This window comes from Hephaestia caeni (assembly GCF_003550065.1).
GTDB classification, from domain to species: Bacteria; Pseudomonadota; Alphaproteobacteria; order Sphingomonadales; family Sphingomonadaceae; genus Sphingomonas; species Sphingomonas caeni_A.
On the sequence record NZ_QXDC01000003.1, the window covers coordinates 755117 to 777391 of the forward strand.

Here is a 22275-nt window from a genome sequence, read left to right on the forward strand (position 1 = left end):
AGAACCGCAACCATGCGTACCCCTTCGTATCGCCGGGCGCTCGCCCGCCCGCTCGCGCTCACGCTGATTGCCGCGTTCGCGCTCCCGCTTGCCGGCTGCGCGCGCAACAAGACCAAGGCCGACATTCCCTATGTCGCGCGCGATGTGGGCACGCTCTACACCACCGCGCGCGAGCGGCTCGATCGTGATCAATACAAGCAGGCGGCGCTGCTGTTCGCCGAGGTCGAGCGCCAGCATCCCTATTCGATCTGGGCACGCCGCGCGCAGTTGATGAGCGCGTTCAGCTATTATCTCGATCGCGACTACACCAATTCGCTCCAGGCGGCGCAGCGCTTCATCTCGATCCATCCGGGCAGCCCCGATGCGCCTTATGCTTATTATCTGGTCGCGCTCGATTATTACGAGCAGATCTCGGATGTGACCCGCGACCAGAAGATCACCCAGCAGGCACTCGACGCGCTGGGCGAACTGACGCGGCGCTATCCCAACACCCGCTACGCCGCCGACGCGCGGCTCAAGATCGATCTCGTGCGCGATCACCTCGCGGGCAAGGAAATGGAGATCGGCCGCTTTTACCAGACGCGCGGCCAGTGGCTGGCGTCGACGCTGCGCTTCCGCCGCGTCGTCGACGAATATCAGCAGACGACACACGCCCCCGAAGCGCTGATGCGGCTGACCGAATCGTATCTCGCGCTCGGCATGCCGCGCGAGGCCGAACGGGCGGCCGCGGTGCTCGGCGCCAACTATGTCGGCACCGAATGGTACGAACACGCCTATGAGCTGATGCAGAAGCACCCGCCCAAGGAGGTCGCTGCCGCGACCCCGGGCCAGGTGCTCGCCCCCGGCGCGCCGGGCACCGGGACGACGGCGGAGGAAGCGGTGTTGCCCGATACCACCGACGCGCCCGACACGACCGACGCCACGCCCAGCGCCGAGGCGCCCGCACCGCCCACGCCGACCAGCCCCGGCGGCGATACGACGGGTGGCGCCACCGCTCCGGCGGGCGATCCCGATACCACCGGCTGATCCGATGGCCGATCGTCGGCGCGCGCGATGCTGAGCGCGCTCTCGATCCGCGACGTCGTGCTGATCGAGGCGCTCGACCTCGATTTCGAGGCCGGTCTCGGCGTGCTCACCGGTGAGACCGGGGCCGGCAAATCGATCCTGCTCGACGCGCTCGGCCTCGCGCTCGGCGCACGCGCCGATTCGGCGCTGGTCCGCGCAGGGGCAAGCCAGGCGGTGGTGACCGCGAGCTTCAATACCCCCGCGAGCGTCGGTGCAACGCTCGCCGACAACGGCATTACGATCGAGCCCGGCGAACCGTTGATGATCCGCCGCATCGTCAAGGCCGACGGTGGCAGCCGCGCTTTCGTCAACGATTCGCCCGCTTCGGCGGGGTTGCTGCGTGAACTCGGCGCGCAACTCGTCGAGATCCACGGCCAGCACGACGATCGCGGGCTGCTCAACCCGCGCGGGCATCGCGCACTGCTCGACGTATTCGGCCGGATCGACGCCGCGCCCGTCGCTGACGCCTGGCGCGGGTGGCGCACGGCCGAGGACGCGCTGGCCGAGGCGCGCGCCGAGCAGGATGCCGCCGCGCGCGACCACGATTTCCTCAGCCACGCCGTGGCCGAACTGCGCGCGCTGGCGCCCGAACCGGGCGAGGAAGAAACGCTCGCGGCACGCCGCGCGACGATGCAGCGCGGCGAGAAGATCGCGGGCGATCTCCAGGCGGTCGCCGATCTGCTCGACAGCGCCGAGGGCGGGCTGGCCCGGCTGCGGCAGGCCGCGCGCATCCTCGAACGCGTCGCGGGCGATCACGAAGCGCTGGCCGAGGCATTGGCCGCGATCGATCGCGCGATCATCGAAGGCGCCGCCGCCGAGGACAGGATCGACGCGGCGGCGAACGCGCTGGCATTCGATCCCGCCCGGCTCGACGCCGACGAGACGCGGCTGTTCGAGTTGCGCGGGCTCGCGCGCAAGCATCGCGTCCAGCCCGACGACCTCGCAGCGCTGACCGACGAACTGAGCGCGCGGCTCGATCGGATCGAAAGCGGTGACGAAGGCATCGCCCGGCTCGAACGCGAGGCGACCGAGGCGGCGCGGCGCTACGAAGACGCCGCCGATGCGCTGTCGCTGGCGCGCCGCGAGGCCGCGGCCCGGCTCGACGCGGCGGTGACCGGCGAACTCGCGCCGCTCAAGCTCGATGCCGCGCGGTTCCGCACCGCGGTCGCGCCGCTACCGGCCGAGCAATGGGGCGCCGCCGGGCGCGACCGCGTCGAATTCGAGGTTTCGACCAATCCCGGCGCACCCTTCGGGGCGCTGATCAGGATCGCCTCGGGGGGCGAATTGTCGCGCTTCATCCTCGCCTTGAAGGTCGCGCTTGCCGAACAGGGCGCGGCGGCGACGATGGTGTTCGACGAGATCGATCGCGGCGTCGGCGGCGCGGTGGCGAGCGCGATCGGCGAGCGGCTGGCGCGGCTGGCCGAGGGCGCGCAGGTGCTCGTCGTCACCCACAGCCCGCAGGTCGCCGCGCGCGGGCGCCAGCATCTGCTGATCGCCAAAAGCCATGACGGGTTCGTCACCCGCACCGACGTGCGCGCGCTCGACGAGACCGCGCGCCGCGAGGAGATCGCGCGGATGCTGTCGGGCATCGACATCACCCCCGAAGCGCGCGCGCAGGCCGATCGGCTGATCGCGCCCGCCATGTCCTAGTATCTCGCGGGCGTGCAATGATAGCGATCCGGCGATGAGCCACGATCATTCGCACGGCCACGCCCACGGCCACAATCATAGCCACGCCCCCGCGAGCTTCGATCGCGCGTTCGCGATCGGCATCGCGCTCAACCTCGGCTTCGTCGCGATCGAGGCGGGCTATGGCTTCGTCGCCGATTCGGTCGCGCTGCTGGCCGATGCCGGGCACAATCTGTCCGACGTGCTTGGGCTCGCGCTGGCGTGGGGCGGCGCGACGCTCGCCAAGGCGCCGCCCTCGAAGCGCTTCACCTATGGCTTGCGCGGATCGTCGATCCTCGCCGCGCTCGGCAATGCCGTGCTGCTGCTCGTGGCACTCGGCGCGATCGGGCTCGAGGCGGTCCAGCGCATCGGCGATCCGCCCCATGTCGCAGGGTTGACCGTATCGATCGTCGCCGGCGTCGGGATCGCCATCAACGGCGCCACCGCGTGGCTGTTCGCGCGCGGGCGCAAGGGCGACCTCAATATTCGCGGGGCGTACCTCCATATGGTCGCGGACGCGGCGGTATCGGCCGGGGTGGTGATCGCCGGGCTCGTGATCTGGCAGACCGGGCTGGGCTGGGTCGATCCGATCGTCAGCCTCGTCATCGCCGCACTGATCTTCTGGCAGACATGGGGGTTGCTGCGCGAATCGGTCGAGATGTCGCTGGCGGCGGTGCCGCGCGGGCTCGATTACGATGCGGTGGTCGATGCCCTCGGTGAGCTACCGGGCGTGGCCGCAACGCACGATCTCCATATCTGGTCGATGAGCACGACCGAAACCGTACTGACGGCGCATCTCGTGATGCCCGCGGGCCATCCCGGCGACGCCTTCCTCGCGCACGCGCAGGCGATACTCCACGAGCGCTTCGGCATCGCACACGCGACCTTCCAGATCGAGGTCGATCCCGATCGATCCTGCGCACACGCGCCCGACGACGCCGTGTAGCGGGGAGTACCGCTTCTCTTCCCCTATTGCGCGGTAGCGGCTGCCGCGTCGGGTTCGGCGACCGGCAGCGCCGGTGGGGTCTGGTCGGCCGCTGCGGGCGCCGCTGCACCGACAGTCGGAACGGCGGGGCCGCCCTGGCCGAGGATCGCAGCGGTTTCGATCACGTCGAGCGCGCGCCGCGAATCGACATAACGCTGCGCGGCGGCGATCCAGCGGTCGGCGCGCGGCGCGCCCGGCAGGCGGCGGACCTCGGCAAGCGCCGATTCGACCTGCCCGGCCTCGATCAGATAGCGCGCCCTCGCGAGCCGATCCGATGGCCGCGACGACAGCGTCCCTTCCTTATGGATCACGACGAGGCTCGACAGCTCGTCGCGCAGGCGATCGAACCAGCCCTTGGTATCGCCGCCGCTCACCAGATCACTGCCGATCGACGTGAGGCCGAGGCGCAGATCGTCCGCCGTCACCGGGTTGCGCGATGCCTGGATGATCGTCGCTACCGCGCGCGGTTGGGTCGCCCCGAAACGCTGGCGGAGCTGGCCCTCGACATAGCCGAGCCCAAGCCCGCGATCGAGCGCGCGGCGCGCGGCGAAGGCGACGAGCATCCCCTCGGCGCGCGTGGCGTTGCCGCCCGCCTGCTCGGCCTTGGTGTCGATCGTCGCCGCACGCGCCTCGAGATCGGCGAGCCGCGCCGCGAGCGCCGCCTCGCGCGCGTTGAGCGAATTGAGATCGGTGCTGGTCGCCGATGGTGCCGCGATCGCGTCGTCGTCGGGGACGGCCGGTTGCATCGCCGACGAGCGCGTCTTGACGGGGGTCGGCTGGCCCTCGAACCAATGGCCGTAATTCTTGATCGCATAACCGATCGCGATCGCGCCGATCAGGAAGGCGACGATGCCGACGATTCCCAGCGTGCGCAGCCCGATCCGGCGCTCGGGTTTCTCGTCGAGAGGCACATAGTCTCGGCTCATGGCGTGTCTTATCCCCGTGCTGGCCGGTGCGGTCAATCGGCGAGCGTGCGGGCAAGCGCCAGCAGCGCGGCATCGCTGGGCGCCGCTACCGCCTCGATCCGCGCCCAGCCGGTGCCGAGCGCGCCCGCCACCGCCGCGCTCAGCGCCGCGATACGCACCGATCCCCGGTCGATCGTCGCGGCAAGGTGATCGAGTCGCCGCGCGGCATTGGGCGAATGGACGAGCGTCACCGAACCTTCGAGTCGCGCCAGCGCTGCGGCCCCGATCGCCAGCGGCTCGCTCGCATAGACGGTGATCGCCGCCGCGATCGGCCCGCCCGCCTGCAACTTGCGCTCGCGCCCGCCAAGGTGGAGCGCGCGCGACACCCCGCTGCGCGCCGCATCGGCGATCAGCGTCACACCGTCGCTGTCCCCCACCGCCACCACCGAAAACCCCGCCTCGCGCGCTGCCGCCGCCGTGGCGCTACCCACCGCATGCACCGGCAGCGCCTTGAACCGATCGAGCCCGGCGCCGCCCAGCCGCACCGCATTGGCGCTCGTGAGCACCAGCGCGTCGAACCCGTCCGGCTCGGGCGCGACCCAATCGATCGCGCGCACCGCGAACAACGGCAGCCGGATCGTCGCCAGCCCCATCGCGTCGATGGCCGCCGCGGTCGCCGCATTGCCCGGTTCGGGCCGCAGGATGGCGATCGGCCGCATCATCCGGTGAACAAAGCGCAGATCGCGGGCGGCGCGCGATCGAGCAGGTCGCGCGCCAGCCGCGGGCCGATCGTCGCCTCGTCGGGGGCGCCTTCGATCGCCCCGGTCACGGTCTCGCGGCCGTCGTTCGAAAACAGCGCCGCCTCGATTCTGAGCCGCGTGCCTAGCGTCGCCAGCGCCGCGACCGGCGAATGGCAATCCGCGCCGAGCGCCGCGAGCAGCGCGCGTTCGGCCAGCACGCAGGTCGATGTCGCCGGATCGCCGATCGCCGCAATCAGCCGCCGCGCCGCGTCATTGGCGGCGAGCACCTCGACCCCGATCGCGCCCTGCGCCGGCGCCGGCAGCATGACATCGATGCCGATCGGCGCCCCCAGATCGTGCCGCCCCAACCGCTCCAGCCCGGCGGCGGCGAGCAGAGTCGCATCGGCCTCGCCCGCCGCGAGCTTGCCCAGCCGCGTATCGACATTGCCGCGGAACAGCACGGTCCTGAGATCGGGCCTGAGGTTCAAGAGTTGCGCGGCGCGGCGCGGCGAACTGGTGCCCACGATCGCCCCCTCGGGCAGCGCGGCGATGCTGTCGGCACCGATCAGCCGGTCGCGCACGTCGGCGCGCGGCAGCATCGCCGCGATCGCGATGCTGGCGGGGCGGATCGTCTCGACATCCTTCATCGAATGGACCGCGCAATCGATCGCACCGTCCGCCAGCGCGCGATCGAGTTCCTTGGTCCACAAGGCCTTGCCGCCGATCTCGGCAAGCGCGCGATCCTGCACGCGATCGCCCGTGGTCCTGACGGGCACGATCACGACCTGATCCGCTGCCCAGCCGTGCGCGGCGACAAGCGCGTCGCCCACCATATGCGCCTGCGCGAGCGCCAGCGGCGAGCCGCGCGTGCCGATGCGGAATATTCCGCGCAATTTTCATTCTCCGTTCGTGTCCGGCCGATCGATGCCGTGCACTCTATCGCGCCCGCCATGCAGAAACCGCAGCCCTTCGACAAGCTCGGTGCGGCACGATAAGGACAGCCGATGCTGATCCTGGGCCTCGAATCCTCGTGCGACGAAACCGCCGCGGCGCTCGTGCGCGGCGACCGCACGATCGTCGCGCATCGCCTCGCCGGGCAGGAAGCGGCGCACCGGCCCTATGGCGGCGTAGTACCCGAAATCGCCGCGCGCGCGCATGTCGAGATCCTCGCCCCGCTGATCGAACAGGCGCTCGCCGAGGCGCAGGTGTCGCTCGACGCGGTCGATGCGATCGCCACCACCGCCGGGCCGGGGCTGATCGGCGGGGTGATGGTTGGGCTCGTCACCGGCAAGGCGCTCGCGCACGCGGCGGCCAAGCCGCTGATCGCCGTCAACCACCTCGAAGGCCATGCGCTGTCGCCGCGGCTCGCCGATCCCGGCCTCGCCTTTCCCTATCTGCTGCTGCTCGTCTCGGGCGGGCATTGCCAGTTGCTGCTGGTCGAGGGGGTGGGCCGCTATCGCCGGCTCGCGACCACGATCGACGATGCGGCGGGCGAGGCGTTCGACAAGACCGCCAAGATCCTCGGGCTCGGCTTTCCCGGCGGCCCCGCGGTCGAGCGCGCCGCCACGCGGGGGAATCCCGCCGCGGTGCCGCTGCCGCGCCCCCTCAAAGGATCGGCCGAGCCGCATTTCTCGTTCGCCGGGCTCAAGAGCGCGGTCGTACGCGCGCATGCGGCGGGGCGCTGGTCGCCCGAGGATATCGCCGCGTCGTTCCAGGCCGCGGTGGTCGATTGCCTGATCGATCGCACCGCCCGCGCGCTGGAGACGATCGATGGCGCCACCGCGCTGGTCGTCGCGGGCGGAGTCGCCGCCAACGCGGCCGTGCGCGGCGCGCTCGAAGCGCTCGCGGCCAAGCACGGCCTGCGTTTCGTCGCACCGCCGGGGTGGCTGTGCACCGACAATGCGGCGATGATTGCCTGGGCGGGCGCCGAGCGTTTCGCCGCCGGGCTCACCGATCCGCTCGACACGCGCGCGCGGGCGCGGTGGCCGCTCGATCCGACGGCGGAAAAGGCGCGCGGCGCCGGGGTAAAGGCATGACGGGCAGAGGCATGAAGATCGGAGTGATCGGCGCGGGCGCGTGGGGCACTGCGCTGGCGCAAGTGGCGGCACAGGGCGAGCGCGAGGTCATGCTCTGGGCACGCGAGCCCGAAGTGGTAACCGCGGTCAACCGGGGCCATGAGAACCCGCTGTTCCTGGCGGGCGTGCCGCTGTCGCCCACGATCCGCGCGACCGGGTCGCTCGGCGATCTGGCGGGGCTCGACGCGTTGCTCGTCGTCGTCCCCGCGCAGCATGTGCGCGCCATCCTCGCCGAAACGCCCGTCGACGGCACCCCGCTGGTGCTGTGCGCCAAGGGGATCGAGGCGAAGACGCGCCTGCTGATCAGCGAGGTCGTGCGCGAAGTTGCGCCCGCGGCGCCGATCGCGGTGATCTCCGGCCCCACCTTCGCGCATGAGGTCGCCGCCGGACTGCCCGCGGCGGTGACGCTTGCCTGCGAGGCCGCAGCGCTGCGCACGCGGCTGGCCGAGCGGCTGGCGGGGCCGGCGTTCCGCCCTTACGCTTCGTCCGACGTCATCGGTGCGGAGATCGGCGGCGCGGTCAAGAACGTGCTCGCGATCGCGTGCGGCGTGGTCGAGGGCGCCGGGCTCGGCCAGAACGCCCGCGCCGCGCTGATCGCGCGTGGGTTCGCCGAGATGACGCGTTTCGGGCTCGCGCGCGGCGCGCGGGCGGAAACGCTCGCGGGGCTGTCGGGGCTGGGGGACCTCGTCCTGACCTGCTCGTCGGTCAGCTCGCGCAACTTCTCGCTCGGGGTCGGGCTCGGCCGGGGCAAGGCCGCTGCCGATCTGCTCGCCGACCGCAAGACGGTCGCCGAGGGCGCCTTCACCGCGCCCGTCCTGCGCGAGGCGGCAGCCGACGTCGGCGTCGACATGCCGGTCGCGGAGGCGGTCTGCGCGCTGCTCGGTGGCGCGGCCGTGCGCGGCGTGATCGACGACCTGCTGGCGCGCCCGCTGCGCGACGAGGCGCACTGACCGGCCAGACTCGGAACTCGAAGATTTCCGGATTGCCGGCCTGGTTCCGCTATTTTTGAACGCCCCCCGCCGAACCGCGAGAACCAAAACGCCGAAATTGCCCCTTCGCACCCGTGGCGGATTGCGATATGCAACCGAAAACGGCGGGAGAGGATGATGCGGCACACGATGATGCTGGCGCTGGCCGGCGGGTTGATTCTGGCAGGCTGCCACCAGGCACCCAAGACCGACGCGCAGGGCTTCGTCATCGATCCCGGCTTCGAACAGAAGCTCCAGCAGCAATTGCTCGACGCCAAGCCCGGCACGATCGTCGCGATCCCCGCAGGCAAATACGCGCTCACTCGCAGCCTTTCGGTCACCGCCAACGGCGTCACCATCAAGGGCGCGGGGATGGATAAAACCGTGCTGTCGTTCGCGAAGCAGATGTCGGGCGCCGAGGGGCTGCTCGTCACCGGCGACGATTTCACGCTCCAGGATATCGCGCTCGAAGACACCAGGGGCGACGCGCTCAAGATCAACGGCACGAAGAACGCGGTGATGCGCCGCGTGCGCGCCGAATGGACCGGTGGCCCGAGCACCGACAACGGCGCCTACGGCCTCTATCCGGTGCAGGTCGAAAACGTGCTGATCGAGGAAAGCGTGGTGAAGGGCGCATCGGACGCGGGCATTTACGTGGGCCAGTCGACCAACATCATCGTCCGCAACAACCGCGCCGAGGGCAATGTCGCCGGCATCGAGATCGAGAATTCGACCGGGGCGGACGTCTACGGCAACACCACGACCGGCAATACCGGCGGCATCCTGGTGTTCAACATGCCCGATCTGCCCGTGCCGGGCAGCAAGACGCGCGTCTACAAGAACACGATCACGGCCAACAACCACGCCAATTTCGGCGCCAAGGGATCGGCGGTATCGTCGGTGCCGGCGGGGTCGGGCGTGGTTATCAACGCCAATGACGATGTCGAGATTTTCGACAACGAGATCGCCAACAACAAGACCGCGAACATCATCGTCTCGAGCTATTTCTCGACCGGCTTCGACACCCAGCGGGGGCGCAGCGCGGCGTACGATCCCTATCCGCAGAACATCTATGTCGCGAACAACCGCTTTTCGGGCGGTGGCAACGATCCCACCGATCAGTTCAAGCCGCTGATGGCGCTGGGCGGCGGCAAACTGCCCGACGTGGTATGGGACGGCTTCGTCGATCCCAAGGTCACCGACGCGCGCATCTGCGTGCAGAATGGCGACGCGAAACTGCTCAACGTCGATGGCCCGCACCAGTTCAAGGGCGCGGCGATCGTCGCGGCCGATTGCGCGCCCGCCACACGCCTGCCCGAGATCGCGCTGCCCGCGGAGATGACCAGGGCCAGGTGACGGTGAACGGTTGGCGAGAAGGACTCGCGCAGAGACGCCGAGACGCAGAGAGGCTCCCTCAGGGGTCGCCGGTGCCATCCTGTCTGCGCGCCGTCGCGCATTTCTTCCGTCTCTGCGCCTCCGCGTCTCTGCGCGAACCGAATCCTTTCAACCTCCTGCGGAACACCGCTGCGATCCTGCTCCTCGCGCTTGCCGCCACCGCCTGCCACCGCGCACCGGACGCGGTGACCTTCCACGCCACGGATAATCCCGAAAACCTCGCCGATTGGGGGGTGTTCACGATGTCGAACGGCCGGCTCGCTCCGCGTGCTGGGCTGGTCACCTACGAACTCGCGACACCGCTGTTCAGCGATTACGCGCAGAAATGGCGCACCGTCTTCGTGCCCAAGGGCGCGAGCGCGACCTACGATCCCACCGGGCCGTTCGATTTCCCGGTCGGCTCGATCATCACCAAGACCTTCTATTTTTCGGTGCCCGCCGCGGCCGATCGGCCGGGCGAGACGGCCGAGGTGCTCAAGGTGACGCCGGCGACCTATCAGAACGGTGTCACCGGGCTCGATCTCGCGCATGTCCGGCTGATCGAGACGCGGCTGCTGGTGCGCCGCGCCGATGGCTGGGTGGGGCTGCCCTATGTCTGGAACGCGGACCAAACGAAGGCGACGCTCCAGCGCGCGGGCGCCGATGTGTCGCTGACCCTGCTCGATGACGGAAAGCGCACCAATTTCGTCTATTCGGTACCCAACGCCAATCAATGCGCGGGCTGCCACACGCTCGATCATCGCACTCGCGCGGTCGAGCCGATCGGGCTTCAGGCGCGCCATCTCAACCGGACGTTCCCCGGTGCAGGTGGGGAGATCAACCAACTCAAGCGACTGGCTGCGCTCGGTTATCTCACCGGAGTGCCCACGGCGGGCATCCCGCGCGATGCCGATTGGAGCGATGCGGCCGCGCCGCTCGACGCCCGCGCGCGCGCCTATCTCGACATCAATTGCGCGCATTGCCATTCGCCGACCGGCCCGGCGCGCGTGTCCGGGCTATGGCTCGATAGCGCCAACGCCGATCCGCGCGCGCTCGGCGTGTGCAAGCCGCCGGTCGCCGCGGGCAACGGCGCCGAAGGCCGCGCGTTCGATATCGTCCCCGGCGACGCCCCCGGCTCGGTCCTGTCGCACCGCATGGCGATCACCGATCCCGGCGCGAGGATGCCCGAAACCGGCCGCAGCCTCACCCATGCGGAGGGCGTCGCGCTGATCGATGCGTGGATCGATCAGCTCAAGGGTGAATGCCGCGTCGCCGACGCTCCCAAATTCGCGATGCGTTGAGGTGTTCGGGGATGCGCCTTTCGGCGCATGGCGGCACCGGCCCGCTAGAGTCAGACGATTTTGCGTTGATCCGTTCGTGCTGAGCTTGTCGAAGCACCGTACTCCGCGCCGCAAGCGATCAGCGGGTCCATCGCAGAACGGCCCTGTGACAAGTCAGCACGAACGGATTTGGGGAGCGGTTCGACTTAAAGACATCAGGCTCTAGGACATCGCTCTTCCGCGATTTCCCGAACAACTCCTCAGCGCACCGCGATGCCGTTGGCGAGCAGATCAGCGATCGTGTCGGCAACCTCGGTCGCGCTGCGATCGTCGGCCCAGACCCCGAAGCGCAGCCCGAGGAACACGTTCATCCCCATGATCGCCCAGGCGTGGATGTCGTCCACCCCCGCGCGCACCTCGCCGCGCTCGGCGGCGGCGGACAGGCGCTGCGCGATGCGCTCGGCGGTGGTCGCATAATGCGCGCGGAAACTTGTCGGATCGACGAACTCGGCCTCGTCGATGATCCGGTAGATCGCCTTGTTACCACGCACGAACTCGATGAATTCGAGCAGCCCCGCGCGCTCGGCGGATAGCTGGTCGGGTGCGCTCGCCAGCACCGGCGCCACCCGGTCGCGCACCTGCCCCGACATATCGCGCACCAGCGCCCGGAAGATCGCATCCTTGCTGTCGAAATAGGTGTAGAACGTGCCGAGCGCGACGCCCGCGCGACGGGTGATCGCGCTGATCGACCCGTCGTGGAAACCCTTCTCACCGAACTCCGCCGCCGCCGCGTCGAGCAGCGCGCGCAGCGTGCGGCGGCCGCGCTCGGTCCGCGGCGCCTTGCCGACGCTTGCGGCGGTATCGGGCACCCGCGCGGCGGCGGTATCGGGCATCGCCCGCGCGCCGGCTGTGTCGGCTACCGGCTCCCCGGCGGCCTTGTCGAGCCCCGGCCGCGCGGTCGCTGTTGCCCGAAGGCCACGCTTGCCCGTCATTGTCATCCTCTCCCCGCACGCACCAAGTTGAAAGTTGGTTCAGGTTTCATTATAGCGTGATCGACCGACGCACAACCCTGAGAGTTGTGCGCTTTTTCGAGGGAGGGGAGAACCATTATGTCCCGTCGCATCCGCTATCGCACCTTGCCCGTCGTTGGCCTCACCTTCGCGGCACTTTCCGGCGCGCCCGCGTTCGCGCAAGAGAGGGGCGGCGGCACCGAACAGGCCGCGCAGGCGGCGAACGACACCGCCGATGAGGCGAGCACGGGCGACATCATCGTCACCGCGCGGCGCCGCGACGAGCGCCTGCTCGACACGCCGGTCGCGATCACCGCCTTCACCGGCGCACAGCTCGAAAAGCAGGGCGCGATCGACATCACCGAGGTCGCGCAATCCACCCCCAACGTCACGCTCGAGCCGTCGCGCGGCACCAACTCGACGCTCACCGCCTTCATCCGCGGCGTCGGCCAGCAGGATCCGGTACCCGGCTTCGAGGCGGGGATCGGCGTCTATCTCGACGACGTCTATTTGAACCGCCCGCAGGCTGCGGTGCTCGACATCTACGACGTCGAGCGGATCGAGGTGCTGCGCGGGCCGCAGGGCACGCTCTACGGCCGCAACACGATCGGCGGCGCGATCAAATATGTCACCAAGCGTCTGCCCGACCATGTCGAGGTCAAGCTCCGCGCGACCTACGGCAGCTACGATCAGGCCGACGGCGTCATCAGCGCCTCGACGCCGATCGGCGACCTGTTCAAGGTGGGGATCGCGGGGGCGCGACTGTCGCGCGGCGGGTTCGGCGACAACCTCAACCTCGGCATCGACAATTACAACAAGGATATCTGGGCCGGGCGCGGCACGATCGAGTTCGAATCGCCCGACCAGGGCCTCTTCGTGCGTCTGACCGGCGACTACACCCACGACAAGTCGAACGCGCGCAACGGCCATGCGCTGTTCCCCGGCATGATCTCGGGCGATCCGGTGCTCGACAATGTCTATGATACCACCGCAGGGCTCAACAATCCGCGCGAGGACGTCAAGGCGGGCGGGCTGTCGATGACCGCCGAGGCGCATCTCACCGACACACTGACGCTCAAGAGCATCAGCGCGTGGCGCAAAGACACGAGCTATACCCCGATCGATTTCGATTCGCGGCCCGTGGTGGATGTCGATGTCCCCGCGGTCTATCGCAACGAGCAGACGAGCCAGGAATTCCAGCTCCTCTACGACAGCGATCGGCTGCACGGCATCTTCGGCTATTATTATCTCGGCGCGACCGCGCAGACCTCGTTCGACGTGCTGCTGGGGCTGACCGGCGACCTGATCGGGCTGCCGGGGCTCAACGGCTATACCTCGGGCGACGTGCGCACCGAAACCTCGTCTTTCTACGGCGACTTCACCTATGACCTGACCGATCAGCTCAGCCTCTCGCTGGGCGGCCGCTACACCTGGGATGAACGCAAGTCGCACATCCTCAAGCAGAACAAGGTCGGCGGCACCTCGCCCGAATTCGGCGGCACCGCGATGGTGATCCAGACGCTCACCGATTTCCGGGGCCGCGCGATGTTCCGCCGCTTCACCCCGCGCGCGTCAGTGAGCTTCAAGCCCGCGCCCGATCACCTGCTCTATGCCTCCTATTCGGAAGGCTTCAAGGGCGGCGGCTTCGATCCGCGCGGCGACGCCTCCAAGACCCCCGATTTCAACGGCGACGGCGCCGTGAGCCCGTCGGAAGTCTACGACTTCCTCTCGTTCGCCCCCGAAAGCGTCGACACCTATGAGATCGGCTGGAAGGCCGCGCTGTTCGGTCGGCGCGTGACCTTCGCGGTCGACGGCTTCTGGTCGAATTACAAGGACGTGCAGATCCCCGGTTCGGTCGGCGCCGACAGCGACGGCGACGGGGTGAACGACACTTTCGTCGGCGTCACCTCGAACGCGGGCAAGGCGACGATCAAGGGCCTCGAGTTCGAAGGCAACGCCGTGCTTGCCGAGGATTTCGCCGGGCTGGGCTCGACGATCAATCTCGCCGCGACCGCGGGGTATATCGACGCCAAATACGATCGCTTCATCGATGCCTTCGGGGACGACGTGGCGGACCAGCGCGCCTTCCAGAACACGCCCAAATGGACGCTGTCGGGCACGCTCGGTGCGCACATTCCGGTGGGCGACGGCGCGGTCGATGCCTCGACCAGCGTGTCGTATCGCAGTCTGACGCATCAATTCGAGGTGCCGATCCCGTGGCTCGACCAGCCCGGTTATGCCTTGTGGGATGCGAACCTGCGCTACAGCTTCGCCGACGATCGCTATTCGATCGGCCTCCACGCCAAGAACATCCTCAACAAGCGCTACATCACCTCGGGCTATAATTACCTCGCGCCCGATGGCGCGGGGGGATACACTTCGACGCTGGGGCTCGAGGGCGTCGCGACCGCTTTTTACGGCAATCCGCGACAGGTGTTCGTGACCCTGGGGGCGAAGTTCTGAACAACGGCCCTTTCGTCATGCCAGCGAAAGCTGGCATCTCGTCGTCACCGGGAGACCCCAGCCTTCGCTGGGGTGACGGTCTTTTGGGATCGTAACGATGCGCTCGACGCCGCTCCGCGCCCCTCCCTCCCGCGGCCTCGTGCTCGCGATGCTGCTTGTCGTCTACACCTTCAATTTCCTCGACCGGCAGATCCTCGGCATCCTCGCCCAGCCGATCAAGGCCGATCTGGGGCTCAGCGACGCCGAGTTCGGCGCGATCGGCGGGCTCGCCTTCGCGATCCTCTATTCGGTGCTCGGCGTGCCGCTCGCGCTGCTTGCGGACAAGACCAGCCGCTCATGGGTCATCGCGGGCGCACTCACCGTATGGAGCGGTTTCACCGCTTTGTGCGGGTTCGCGAACAGCTTCTGGCACTTCTTCATCTTCCGGCTCGGCGTCGGCGTGGGCGAGGCGGGCGGCGTCGCGCCGTCCTATGCGCTGATCGCCGATTATTTCCCGCCCGAGCGCCGCGCCCGCGCGCTCGCCATCTATTCGCTCGGCATTCCGATCGGGCTCGCGGGCGGGGTGCTGCTCGGTGCCTATATCGCCGCGTTGGTCGAATGGCGCGCGGCCTTCATCACGATGGGGATCGCGGGGATCGTGCTCGCGCCGATCTTCATCGCGGTGGTGCGCGATCTGCCGCGCCCGGCCAAGGCCGCCGAAACCCAGGCGGTGCCGCTCGGCGCGGTCTTCCCGATGCTCGCGAAGAAGCCGAGCTTCTGGCTGATGGCATTCGCCGCCGGGTGTAGTTCGCTTACCGGCTACGGCCTCGCCTTGTGGACCCCGGCGGTGTTGATGCGCAGCTTCGGCTTCGATCTCATCACCACCGGCCAGTTCATGGGATCGCTGCTGCTCGTCGGCGGCACCGCGGGCGTCTTCGCGGGTGGCTGGCTCGCCGACCGGCTCGGCACGGTCGACAGGCGATGGTATGCGCGGCTGCCCGCGATCGCCTGGCTGATCACCGCGCCCACCTTCGCCGCCGGGCTGGTGGTGCCGATGCCCGCCGCATCATGGGTGCTGCTGCTGATCCCCAACGCGCTCAACATCCTGTGGCTGGGGCCGGTCACCAACGCGGTCCAGCACCTCGTGCCGCCGCGGATGCGCGCGACCGCGAGCGCGAGCTTTCTGATGATCAACAATCTGATCGGGCTCGGCATCGGGCCGATGCTGATGGGCGGGCTGTCGGACTATTTCACGGCGAGCTACGGCGTGGATGCGTTGCGCAACGCGGTGATCCTGTGCCTTGGCTTCTATCTGATCGCGGCGGCGCTGATGATGCTCGCGATCCGGCCGCTCCAGCGCGATTGGGTCGATTGAGCGCGTTCAACCGCTACGCGAATCATCGCGTCCGACCACATCGGAAGCGCCGTCGTTCGCCCGCTCCTCGCGAGCGCGTCCCTTGCGGCGGCGCAGGTTCTCCCGCAACTGCCGGGCCAGCCGCGCCGCGCGATCGTCCTTTTCGGTCATGGCCGGTGATTATGTCGCGGCGCGCACCTTGACAATCCCGGCGCCCCGCGGCCATAGGCGCCGCTTCCCGACCGGGCCCCGTGCTGCCGTAGCTCAGTGGTAGAGCGCATCCTTGGTAAGGCTGAGGTCGTGAGTTCAATCCTCACCGGCAGCACCACGCCCTAGAGTTGGTCCACGTTTGGTGGAGGCGGCACCGGCCCGCTCCCCCACCCCGCCACCCAAGACATTATAGTTGCATGGGTGGCCGGGTGGGGGAGCGGGCCGGTGCCGCACTTAACCCAAACATGCCAGCGCCGCCGCGTCGATCGCGGACACCGCGCCCGGCAAGGCGTAGACGTCGGCGAACGCCCGGCCGGCGCCGCTCACGCCTTCGATGCTCATGCTCCGGCCCGATCGCATCGCGCCGACGATCGCGGCATCGGTCTCGCGATCGGGCGCCCAGGCCCGATCGCCGCGCGCAATCAGGTCGAAACGGCGGTCATTGATGCTGAGCGTCATCGGCGCGCCTTCACGTACCGTCCGGCTCAGCCGCGCGCCGAATTGATTGCGGATACCGCGCCCCGGCCACGTGGCGATGCTTGCATACGCCCCCGTCCGTGCCGCCGCGCTGCCGGGAACAGGCGTCGCAATCGCATAACAGCGCGCCTCGTCGGCAAACGCACCCCAGCCGTCATAGATGCCGACCGCCTGCTGGACGGCGGCGAGCGCGAGTGCGAGCGTCAACGCCGCGTTCATGCCGGCGCGTGTCCCAGCCCGCGATGCACCACCGTCTCGACGCCCTGGTCAACCATCACCACCGACCCCTGCGGCAGCGCCGGTGCGAACGGCGTGCCGATCGCGGGCGCGGGCGCCCGCCCGGTCATCAGCCCGCGCAGCACCGCGCTCGAGATGCCGTGCATGATGACCAGCCGGTCGCCGGGCGCATCGTCGGTATCGGCAAGCCACCCCGCGAGACGCGCGGCGATATCGGGGTAGCGCTCGCCGTCGGGCGCGGGCGTGAGGAACCCCGTTCGGGCATCGATGATCGGGCCGACCTCGGCGGCGAGTTCATGATAGTGGCGCCCCTCCCAGCTACCGACATCGATCTCGCCCAATCGCGGGTCGGTTTCGGCGCGGTGCCAGTCGAGATCGAGATGTTCGGCGATCACCGCGAGCGTCTGGAGCGCGCGTCCGGTGGGCGATGCCCACATCGTGAGCGCCGGTCGCGCTCCGAGCAGCGCGCGTAGCGCACGCCCCATCTCGTCGGCCTGCGCGAAGCCGGCGCGCGTCAACGGCGTATGGGGCTGGCGCCCTTGCAGGCGCCGCGCCGCGTTGAACACCGTCTCGCCGTGGCGAGCGATAAAATCGCGGCCGGATCGCTTGGAATTCATCGCCCCTCTTTCAAGCCCGTGTGGCGCAAAAGCAACGCTTTTCCGCGTTTATCTGAGGTTAATGCAACCTCGCGCGCGCCTACCTATTTCCCCAGTCCGCCCTGCCCCCGGGGCGCGACATGAATGGAGTTGTTATGCGTAAGCTTGTTTTGACCGCCCTCGCCGCCGCAACCGCGACGGGTGCGTTCGCCGCCCCGGCGTTTGCCCAGGACGCGACCTTCACCGGCCCGCGCATCGGCGTCATCGCCGGCTATGACGGCATCCGCCCCGGCAGCACCGAGGATTCGGACATCGCCGGCGACGATCAGACCGCCGACGGCCTGCTCTACGGCCTCGACGCCGGTTACGACGTCGATTTCGGCAGCGCAGTGATCGGTGCCGAGGGCGAGATTTCCGGCTCCACCGGCAAGGTGACCAATGAGACGGTCGATACCAACAATCTGGGCTACGGCCGCGTCAAGGCGGGCCGCGACCTGTATCTGGGCGTGCGCGCCGGCTTCAAGGCGACGCCCGCGACGTTGATCTACGCCAAGGGCGGCTATACCAACCAGCGGCTCGATCTGATCGCCGGCGCCGATGATGCCGAAACCGGCCGGCACTTCAACCTCGACGGCTATCGCCTCGGCGCGGGCGTCGAACAGAAGGTCGGCTCCAACGCCTATGCCAAGGTCGAATATCGCTATTCGAACTATGGCGACGCGCGGCTGGAGTTCGCCAACGGCGGCAATACTGATAACTTCAGCGTCGATACCGACCGTCATCAGGTGGTCGCGGGCGTCGGCTGGCGCTTCTGATCGCCGGCACGTCGATTCGTGACGCTTTTGAAGGGCCGGGGCGCTTGCTCCGGCCCTTTTTTGCGTTAAGGAAGATGTCTAAAATCGTCCCCGGCCACGGGCTTATAGGGGGACCAACGGGCACGACCCCGGGGGAATCAGATGAAGGCCACGATCGAACGCGCCATCCTGCTCAAGGGGCTCAGCCACGTCCAGTCGGTGGTCGAGCGGCGCAATACCATTCCGATCCTGTCGAACGTGCTGATCGAAGCGCGCGCCGACGGCACGCTCAGGCTGATGGCGACCGATCTCGACCTCCAGATCGACGAAAGCGTGGCGGCCGCGGTCGACCAGCCCGGCGCGACGACGGTGTCGGCGCACACGCTGTTCGACATCGCCCGCAAGCTCCCCGAGGGCGCGCAGGTCGAACTCTCCGCCGCCGAAGGCCGGATGGCGATCGTCGCGGGCCGCGCGCGCTTCAGCCTCGCGACGCTGCCGCGCGACGATTTCCCGATCATCGCCGAGGGCGAATTGCCGACGACGTTCGAGCTGCCCGCCGAAACGCTCAAGCAGATCATCGACAAGGCGCGCTTCGCGATCTCGACCGAAGAGACGCGCTATTATCTCAACGGTATCTTCCTCCACGTCTCCGACGATCCGCAACCGGTGCTCAAGGCCGCCGCGACCGACGGCCACCGCCTCGCCCGCGTCACCGTGCCGCGCCCCGACGGCGCCGAGGGCATGCCCGACGTCATCATTCCCCGCAAATGCGTGGGCGAGCTGCGCAAGCTGCTCGACGAGATCGACGGTTCGGTGGGCGTGTCGCTCTCCAATACCAAGATCCGCTTCGATCTCGGGCAGGCCGTGCTCACTTCGAAGCTGATCGATGGCACCTTTCCCGATTACAGCCGCGTGATCCCGACCGGCAACGACAAGATCCTCAAGATCGACCCGCGCAGCTTCGAGGAAGGCGTCGATCGCGTCTCGACGATCGCGACCGAAAAGACCCGCGCAGTCAAGATGGCGCTCGACAAGGACAAGATCACATTGTCTGTAACGAGCCCCGAAAACGGCACCGCCGCCGAGGAAGTGCCCGGCGACTACTCCTCGCTGGCGTTCGAGATCGGCTTCAATTCGCGCTATCTGCTCGATATCCTGGGGCAGCTCGAAGGCGATCTGATCGAGGTCCACCTCGCCGACGCCGCCGCCCCCACGCTGATCCGTGAGAACGACAAGGCGCCCGCGCTCTACGTGCTGATGCCGATGCGGGTGTAAATGTCTCCATATTGACTCGCTGACCGTCGATCCTTACTTACATTTGTGTAAATAAGGATCGACTCATGGCCAAGCTTCCCCCCTTTCCCGGCACCACCGGGCGGCGTGACTGGCGGACCGCGTTCGATGCGATCCGCAAATTGCTCGCAAATGGCGACGATACGACGCAGGTGTTCCGCATCATGAAGGCGCTCAACGCCGGCAATGCGGAGCGTAATTACGCGCGGCTGCTCGCCACCGAAGAGGGCGGGCGCACCGCGTATGACCGCGTCGAGTTGGCACAGCGTTTGACCGACAAGCACTGGGTCGACCAGTTCGCGCCCGGCACGGTCGGCGCCGCGTACCGCGAGTTTCTGGAGACGACGGGCTATTCGGCCGACGGGCTTGCCGAAGTCTCCAAGGTCATCCACGAGGACGAGCTGGCGCATCCCTATGCCTGGTTCGGCCGGCGGACCCGCGACGTCCACGACATCTGGCATGTGATGACCGGCTACAAGGCCGACGAAAGCCTGGGCGAGGCGTGCCTCGTCGCCTTCAGCTACGCGCAGGTCGGCGGGCTCGGCTGGGCGTGGATCGCCGGCGCGGCCTCGCTCAAGAGCCTGAAGGTCACGGGCAACCGCCTGTTCTCGAAGGCGGTGTGGGAAGGTTATCGCAACGGCCGCAAGGCCAAATGGCTGATCGGCGAGGATTATGAGGCGCTGATGGCCGAGCCGATTGAGGCCGCGCGGCGCCGGCTCGGAATTGCAACTCCGCACGCCTATCTGACCGCGCAGCGCGAACTCGGCCCCGAACTCGCCTCCTATCTCTCGGCGCAGAAGCAGCAGGCAGCGGCCGCGGTGGCCTGACTCACAAGGAACCACGCTTCATGGAAGCGGGCCGGGGCCGCTTCCACGCACGTGCAATAAACCCTAGACGTGCGCGAGCATGATCGCGCGCCTCGTCCTCACCGATTTCCGCAACCACGCCGATGCGGTGCTGACGCCCGGCAGGGGGTTCGTCGTGCTCACCGGCGAGAATGGCGCGGGCAAGACCAACGTGCTGGAGGCGGTGTCGCTGCTCGCGCCCGGCCGCGGCCTGCGCCGGGCGAGCCTCGCAGAGATGGCGCGGCAGGGCGGCGAGGGCGGCTTCGGCATCGCGGCGACGCTCGCCGGCGACACCACGCTTGCCACCGGGATCGAGCCGGGCGCTGCCAGCCGCCGCATCGTGCGCATCAACGGCGCGCCCGCGCCCGCGGGCACGCTCGCCGAATGGGTGACGATCCTGTGGCTCACCCCGGCGATGGACCGTCTGTTCGTCGATACCCCCGGTGACCGCCGCCGCTTCCTCGATCGCCTGACGCTCGCGCTCGCGCCCGGCCATGCAGCGCACGCCAGCCGTTACGAGGCCGCGATGCGCGCGCGCAACCGCCTGCTTGCCGACGATGCGCCGCCCGATGCCGACTGGCTCGCCGCGCTCGAAGCGCAGATGGCCGAGCATGGGCGCGCGCTCGCTACCGCCCGCCATGCGACCGTCGACGCGCTCACGACGGCAATCGCGGCCGAGCCCGACAGCGCGTTCGCGCGCGCCGGCCTCGCGATCGAGAATACCGACGACGCGCCCGATCTCGCCGCCGCGCTGGCCGCGAACCGGCGACGTGATGCCACCGCGGGCCGCACGCTCACCGGCCCGCACCGCGCCGATCTGGTGGTGACGCATCTCGCGAAAGGGCAGCCGGCGGCGCTATGTTCGACCGGCGAGCAGAAAGCGCTCCTGCTCGGCCTCGTGCTCGCGCATGCCGCGCTCGTCGCCGCGCGCACGCAGCACGCGCCGATCCTGCTACTCGACGAGGTCGCCGCGCATCTCGATCCCGTCCGTCGCGCCGCCCTGTTCGATCGGCTCGCCGGCATGGCAGGGCAGGTGTGGATGACCGGCACCGAGCCGGCCTTGTTCGACACGATCGCCGGCCATGCGACCCGCTACACCGTCGCCGACGGACGGATCGCGGCGGCAGGATGACGCGCGCGCAGGCTCAGGACGGTTGCTGGTCGGCGGGCACCGGCGTCAGTTCGTAGACGTCGATCCCCTTGCCGCCGTCGCGCGGCGCCACCAGTCGCCAGCGGAACGGCCCGACCCGCTCGACCACTCCGGCGACATCGCGATCGGGTTTGACACCATAGCCGAGCGAGACGTCGCCCGGCGCATCCTGTCGCGCGCCGAGAAAGACGTAGCGCTGCTCGCCATCGGCATAGAGATAGCCGGCCGGGAGATCGCTTCCCGATTGTTTGGTGAAGCTCAGCCCCTTTTCCTCGTCGCGGATGTAGCAGAATTTCGGCGCGAAAGATTCGATGAGGTTGCGGCCTGCGATCTTTCCGAGCCGCACGACGCGGCACCAATAGGAACCGGGCGGCAGCGCGGGATGATCGAGCGCGGCATCGGCCTCGAGCAGCGGTCCTTCGGCATCGATCTTCGCGGCGCTCCGTTTCCTCGCGGTCGCCAGCACCTGCGTCCAGATCGAGGGCAGTTCCTCGAGCAACGCCTGATCGGCGGGGGCGATCGTGTCGTGCCACGCTTGCTCGGATGGCGGCAGCGGGTCCGCATTCAGCGAAACGACCGGCGCGGGCGTCCGCGCACAAGCCGCGAGCGCGCACGGCAAGACGGCAGCGAAAACGAGCCATCGCATCGGAGATACTCCCTATACTTTTCCGACCCTTACGAATCTGGGGAGATTTGGTTAACAAATCGTAAACGCGTGCGCGGCGCGGCAGACGATTGGCGCGACCGCCCCCGACCTGATACGCGCCTCCCCGCGCCCGCCCGACCGCGGCGGACGGCGGCTCGGAA

At 68.7% G+C, this 22275-nt stretch carries 21 protein-coding genes and 1 tRNA gene; 14 read left to right on the forward strand and 8 right to left on the reverse strand.

Annotated elements, in window-relative coordinates; translation table 11 throughout:
• Positions 1-12 precede the first annotated feature (12 nt).
• Genes DFR49_RS12080 through DFR49_RS12090 form a run of 3 tightly spaced genes read left to right on the forward strand, consistent with a single transcriptional unit; the run spans position 13 to position 3679 of the window.
• Positions 13-1026: an outer membrane protein assembly factor BamD gene (locus DFR49_RS12080; RefSeq protein WP_119035904.1), complete on the forward strand. Its 1014-nt coding sequence runs from the start codon at positions 13-15 to the stop codon at positions 1024-1026.
• A gap of 27 nt (positions 1027-1053) precedes the next feature.
• Positions 1054-2715, forward strand: a complete 1662-nt coding sequence (gene recN, locus DFR49_RS12085; protein WP_119035905.1) for a DNA repair protein RecN — start codon at positions 1054-1056, stop codon at positions 2713-2715.
• A 34-nt stretch (positions 2716-2749) separates the two neighbouring features.
• Complete coding sequence (locus DFR49_RS12090) at positions 2750-3679, forward strand: cation diffusion facilitator family transporter (RefSeq protein ID WP_119035906.1); 930 nt, start codon at positions 2750-2752, stop codon at positions 3677-3679.
• A 23-nt stretch (positions 3680-3702) separates the two neighbouring features.
• Here DFR49_RS12090 and DFR49_RS12095 read toward each other — a convergent pair whose 3' ends face one another.
• The 3 genes from DFR49_RS12095 to hemC are packed head-to-tail and all read right to left on the reverse strand — an operon-like array spanning position 3703 to position 6256.
• Positions 3703-4644 (reverse strand): hypothetical protein, encoded by a 942-nt coding sequence (locus tag DFR49_RS12095; RefSeq protein ID WP_119035907.1) that lies wholly within the window; start codon positions 4642-4644, stop codon positions 3703-3705.
• Between the two features lie 32 nt (positions 4645-4676).
• A complete protein-coding gene (locus tag DFR49_RS12100; protein ID WP_245968398.1) occupies positions 4677-5345 on the reverse strand; it encodes a uroporphyrinogen-III synthase in 669 nt (222 codons plus the stop codon).
• Positions 5342-6256: a hydroxymethylbilane synthase gene (gene hemC / locus DFR49_RS12105; protein ID WP_119035908.1), complete on the reverse strand. Its 915-nt coding sequence runs from the start codon at positions 6254-6256 to the stop codon at positions 5342-5344. The genes DFR49_RS12100 and hemC overlap by 4 nt, the downstream gene beginning before the upstream one ends.
• Positions 6257-6367: 111 nt before the next feature.
• Between hemC and tsaD the strand changes: the two genes are divergently transcribed.
• From tsaD to DFR49_RS12125, 4 genes are all read left to right on the forward strand, one after another.
• Positions 6368-7399, forward strand: coding sequence for a tRNA (adenosine(37)-N6)-threonylcarbamoyltransferase complex transferase subunit TsaD (tsaD, locus tag DFR49_RS12110; RefSeq protein WP_119035909.1), 1032 nt, complete (start codon positions 6368-6370; stop codon positions 7397-7399).
• 11 nt (positions 7400-7410) lie between these two features.
• A complete protein-coding gene (locus DFR49_RS12115; protein ID WP_119035910.1) occupies positions 7411-8388 on the forward strand; it encodes an NAD(P)H-dependent glycerol-3-phosphate dehydrogenase in 978 nt (325 codons plus the stop codon).
• 153 nt (positions 8389-8541) lie between these two features.
• The gene (locus tag DFR49_RS22260) at positions 8542-9762 is read left to right on the forward strand and encodes a parallel beta-helix domain-containing protein (RefSeq protein WP_245968404.1); all 1221 of its coding nucleotides are present in this window, start codon (positions 8542-8544) and stop codon (positions 9760-9762) included.
• A 71-nt stretch (positions 9763-9833) separates the two neighbouring features.
• Positions 9834-11081 carry an SO2930 family diheme c-type cytochrome gene (locus tag DFR49_RS12125; RefSeq protein WP_245968406.1) on the forward strand — a complete coding sequence of 416 codons (1248 nt, stop codon included), beginning with the start codon at positions 9834-9836 and terminating at the stop codon, positions 11079-11081.
• A gap of 239 nt (positions 11082-11320) precedes the next feature.
• On the opposite strand, the gene DFR49_RS12130 is transcribed toward DFR49_RS12125, so the two are convergent.
• The gene (locus DFR49_RS12130) at positions 11321-11953 is read right to left on the reverse strand and encodes a TetR/AcrR family transcriptional regulator (protein WP_245968552.1); all 633 of its coding nucleotides are present in this window, start codon (positions 11951-11953) and stop codon (positions 11321-11323) included.
• Between the two features lie 216 nt (positions 11954-12169).
• On the opposite strand from DFR49_RS12130, the gene DFR49_RS12135 reads away from it, so the two are divergent.
• Positions 12170-14533, forward strand: a complete 2364-nt coding sequence (locus DFR49_RS12135) for a TonB-dependent receptor (protein ID WP_119035912.1) — start codon at positions 12170-12172, stop codon at positions 14531-14533.
• A gap of 97 nt (positions 14534-14630) precedes the next feature.
• Positions 14631-15887, forward strand: coding sequence for a spinster family MFS transporter (locus DFR49_RS12140; protein ID WP_119035913.1), 1257 nt, complete (start codon positions 14631-14633; stop codon positions 15885-15887).
• 6 nt (positions 15888-15893) lie between these two features.
• Here the strand turns inward: DFR49_RS12140 and DFR49_RS22010 are convergent, their stop codons facing one another.
• Positions 15894-16037, reverse strand: coding sequence for a hypothetical protein (locus DFR49_RS22010; protein ID WP_170151009.1), 144 nt, complete (start codon positions 16035-16037; stop codon positions 15894-15896).
• Positions 16038-16119: 82 nt separating this feature from the next.
• Between DFR49_RS22010 and DFR49_RS12145 the strand changes: the two genes are divergently transcribed.
• Positions 16120-16194, forward strand: a tRNA-Thr gene (locus DFR49_RS12145).
• Positions 16195-16310: 116 nt separating this feature from the next.
• Here the strand turns inward: DFR49_RS12145 and DFR49_RS12150 are convergent.
• Positions 16311-16772 carry a hypothetical protein gene (locus DFR49_RS12150; RefSeq protein ID WP_119035914.1) on the reverse strand — a complete coding sequence of 154 codons (462 nt, stop codon included), beginning with the start codon at positions 16770-16772 and terminating at the stop codon, positions 16311-16313.
• Positions 16769-17407 (reverse strand): histidine phosphatase family protein, encoded by a 639-nt coding sequence (locus DFR49_RS12155; protein ID WP_119035915.1) that lies wholly within the window; start codon positions 17405-17407, stop codon positions 16769-16771. Before DFR49_RS12155 ends, DFR49_RS12150 begins: the two co-directional genes overlap by 4 nt.
• Before the next feature lie 134 nt (positions 17408-17541).
• Here DFR49_RS12155 and DFR49_RS12160 point away from each other — a divergent pair, with 134 nt between their 5' ends.
• The 4 genes from DFR49_RS12160 to recF all read left to right on the forward strand — a co-directional run bounded on the left by DFR49_RS12160 (position 17542) and on the right by recF (position 21450).
• Positions 17542-18201 carry an outer membrane protein gene (locus DFR49_RS12160; protein ID WP_119035916.1) on the forward strand — a complete coding sequence of 220 codons (660 nt, stop codon included), beginning with the start codon at positions 17542-17544 and terminating at the stop codon, positions 18199-18201.
• A 141-nt stretch (positions 18202-18342) separates the two neighbouring features.
• Positions 18343-19455, forward strand: coding sequence for a DNA polymerase III subunit beta (dnaN, locus tag DFR49_RS12165; protein WP_119035917.1), 1113 nt, complete (start codon positions 18343-18345; stop codon positions 19453-19455).
• 65 nt (positions 19456-19520) lie between these two features.
• Positions 19521-20300, forward strand: a complete 780-nt coding sequence (locus DFR49_RS12170) for a Coq4 family protein (RefSeq protein WP_119035918.1) — start codon at positions 19521-19523, stop codon at positions 20298-20300.
• A 79-nt stretch (positions 20301-20379) separates the two neighbouring features.
• Positions 20380-21450, forward strand: a complete 1071-nt coding sequence (gene recF, locus DFR49_RS12175) for a DNA replication/repair protein RecF (protein WP_119035919.1) — start codon at positions 20380-20382, stop codon at positions 21448-21450.
• Positions 21451-21463: 13 nt separating this feature from the next.
• On the opposite strand, the gene DFR49_RS12180 is transcribed toward recF, so the two are convergent.
• Positions 21464-22114: a DUF4893 domain-containing protein gene (locus DFR49_RS12180; RefSeq protein WP_119035920.1), complete on the reverse strand. Its 651-nt coding sequence runs from the start codon at positions 22112-22114 to the stop codon at positions 21464-21466.
• Positions 22115-22275 lie beyond the last annotated feature (161 nt).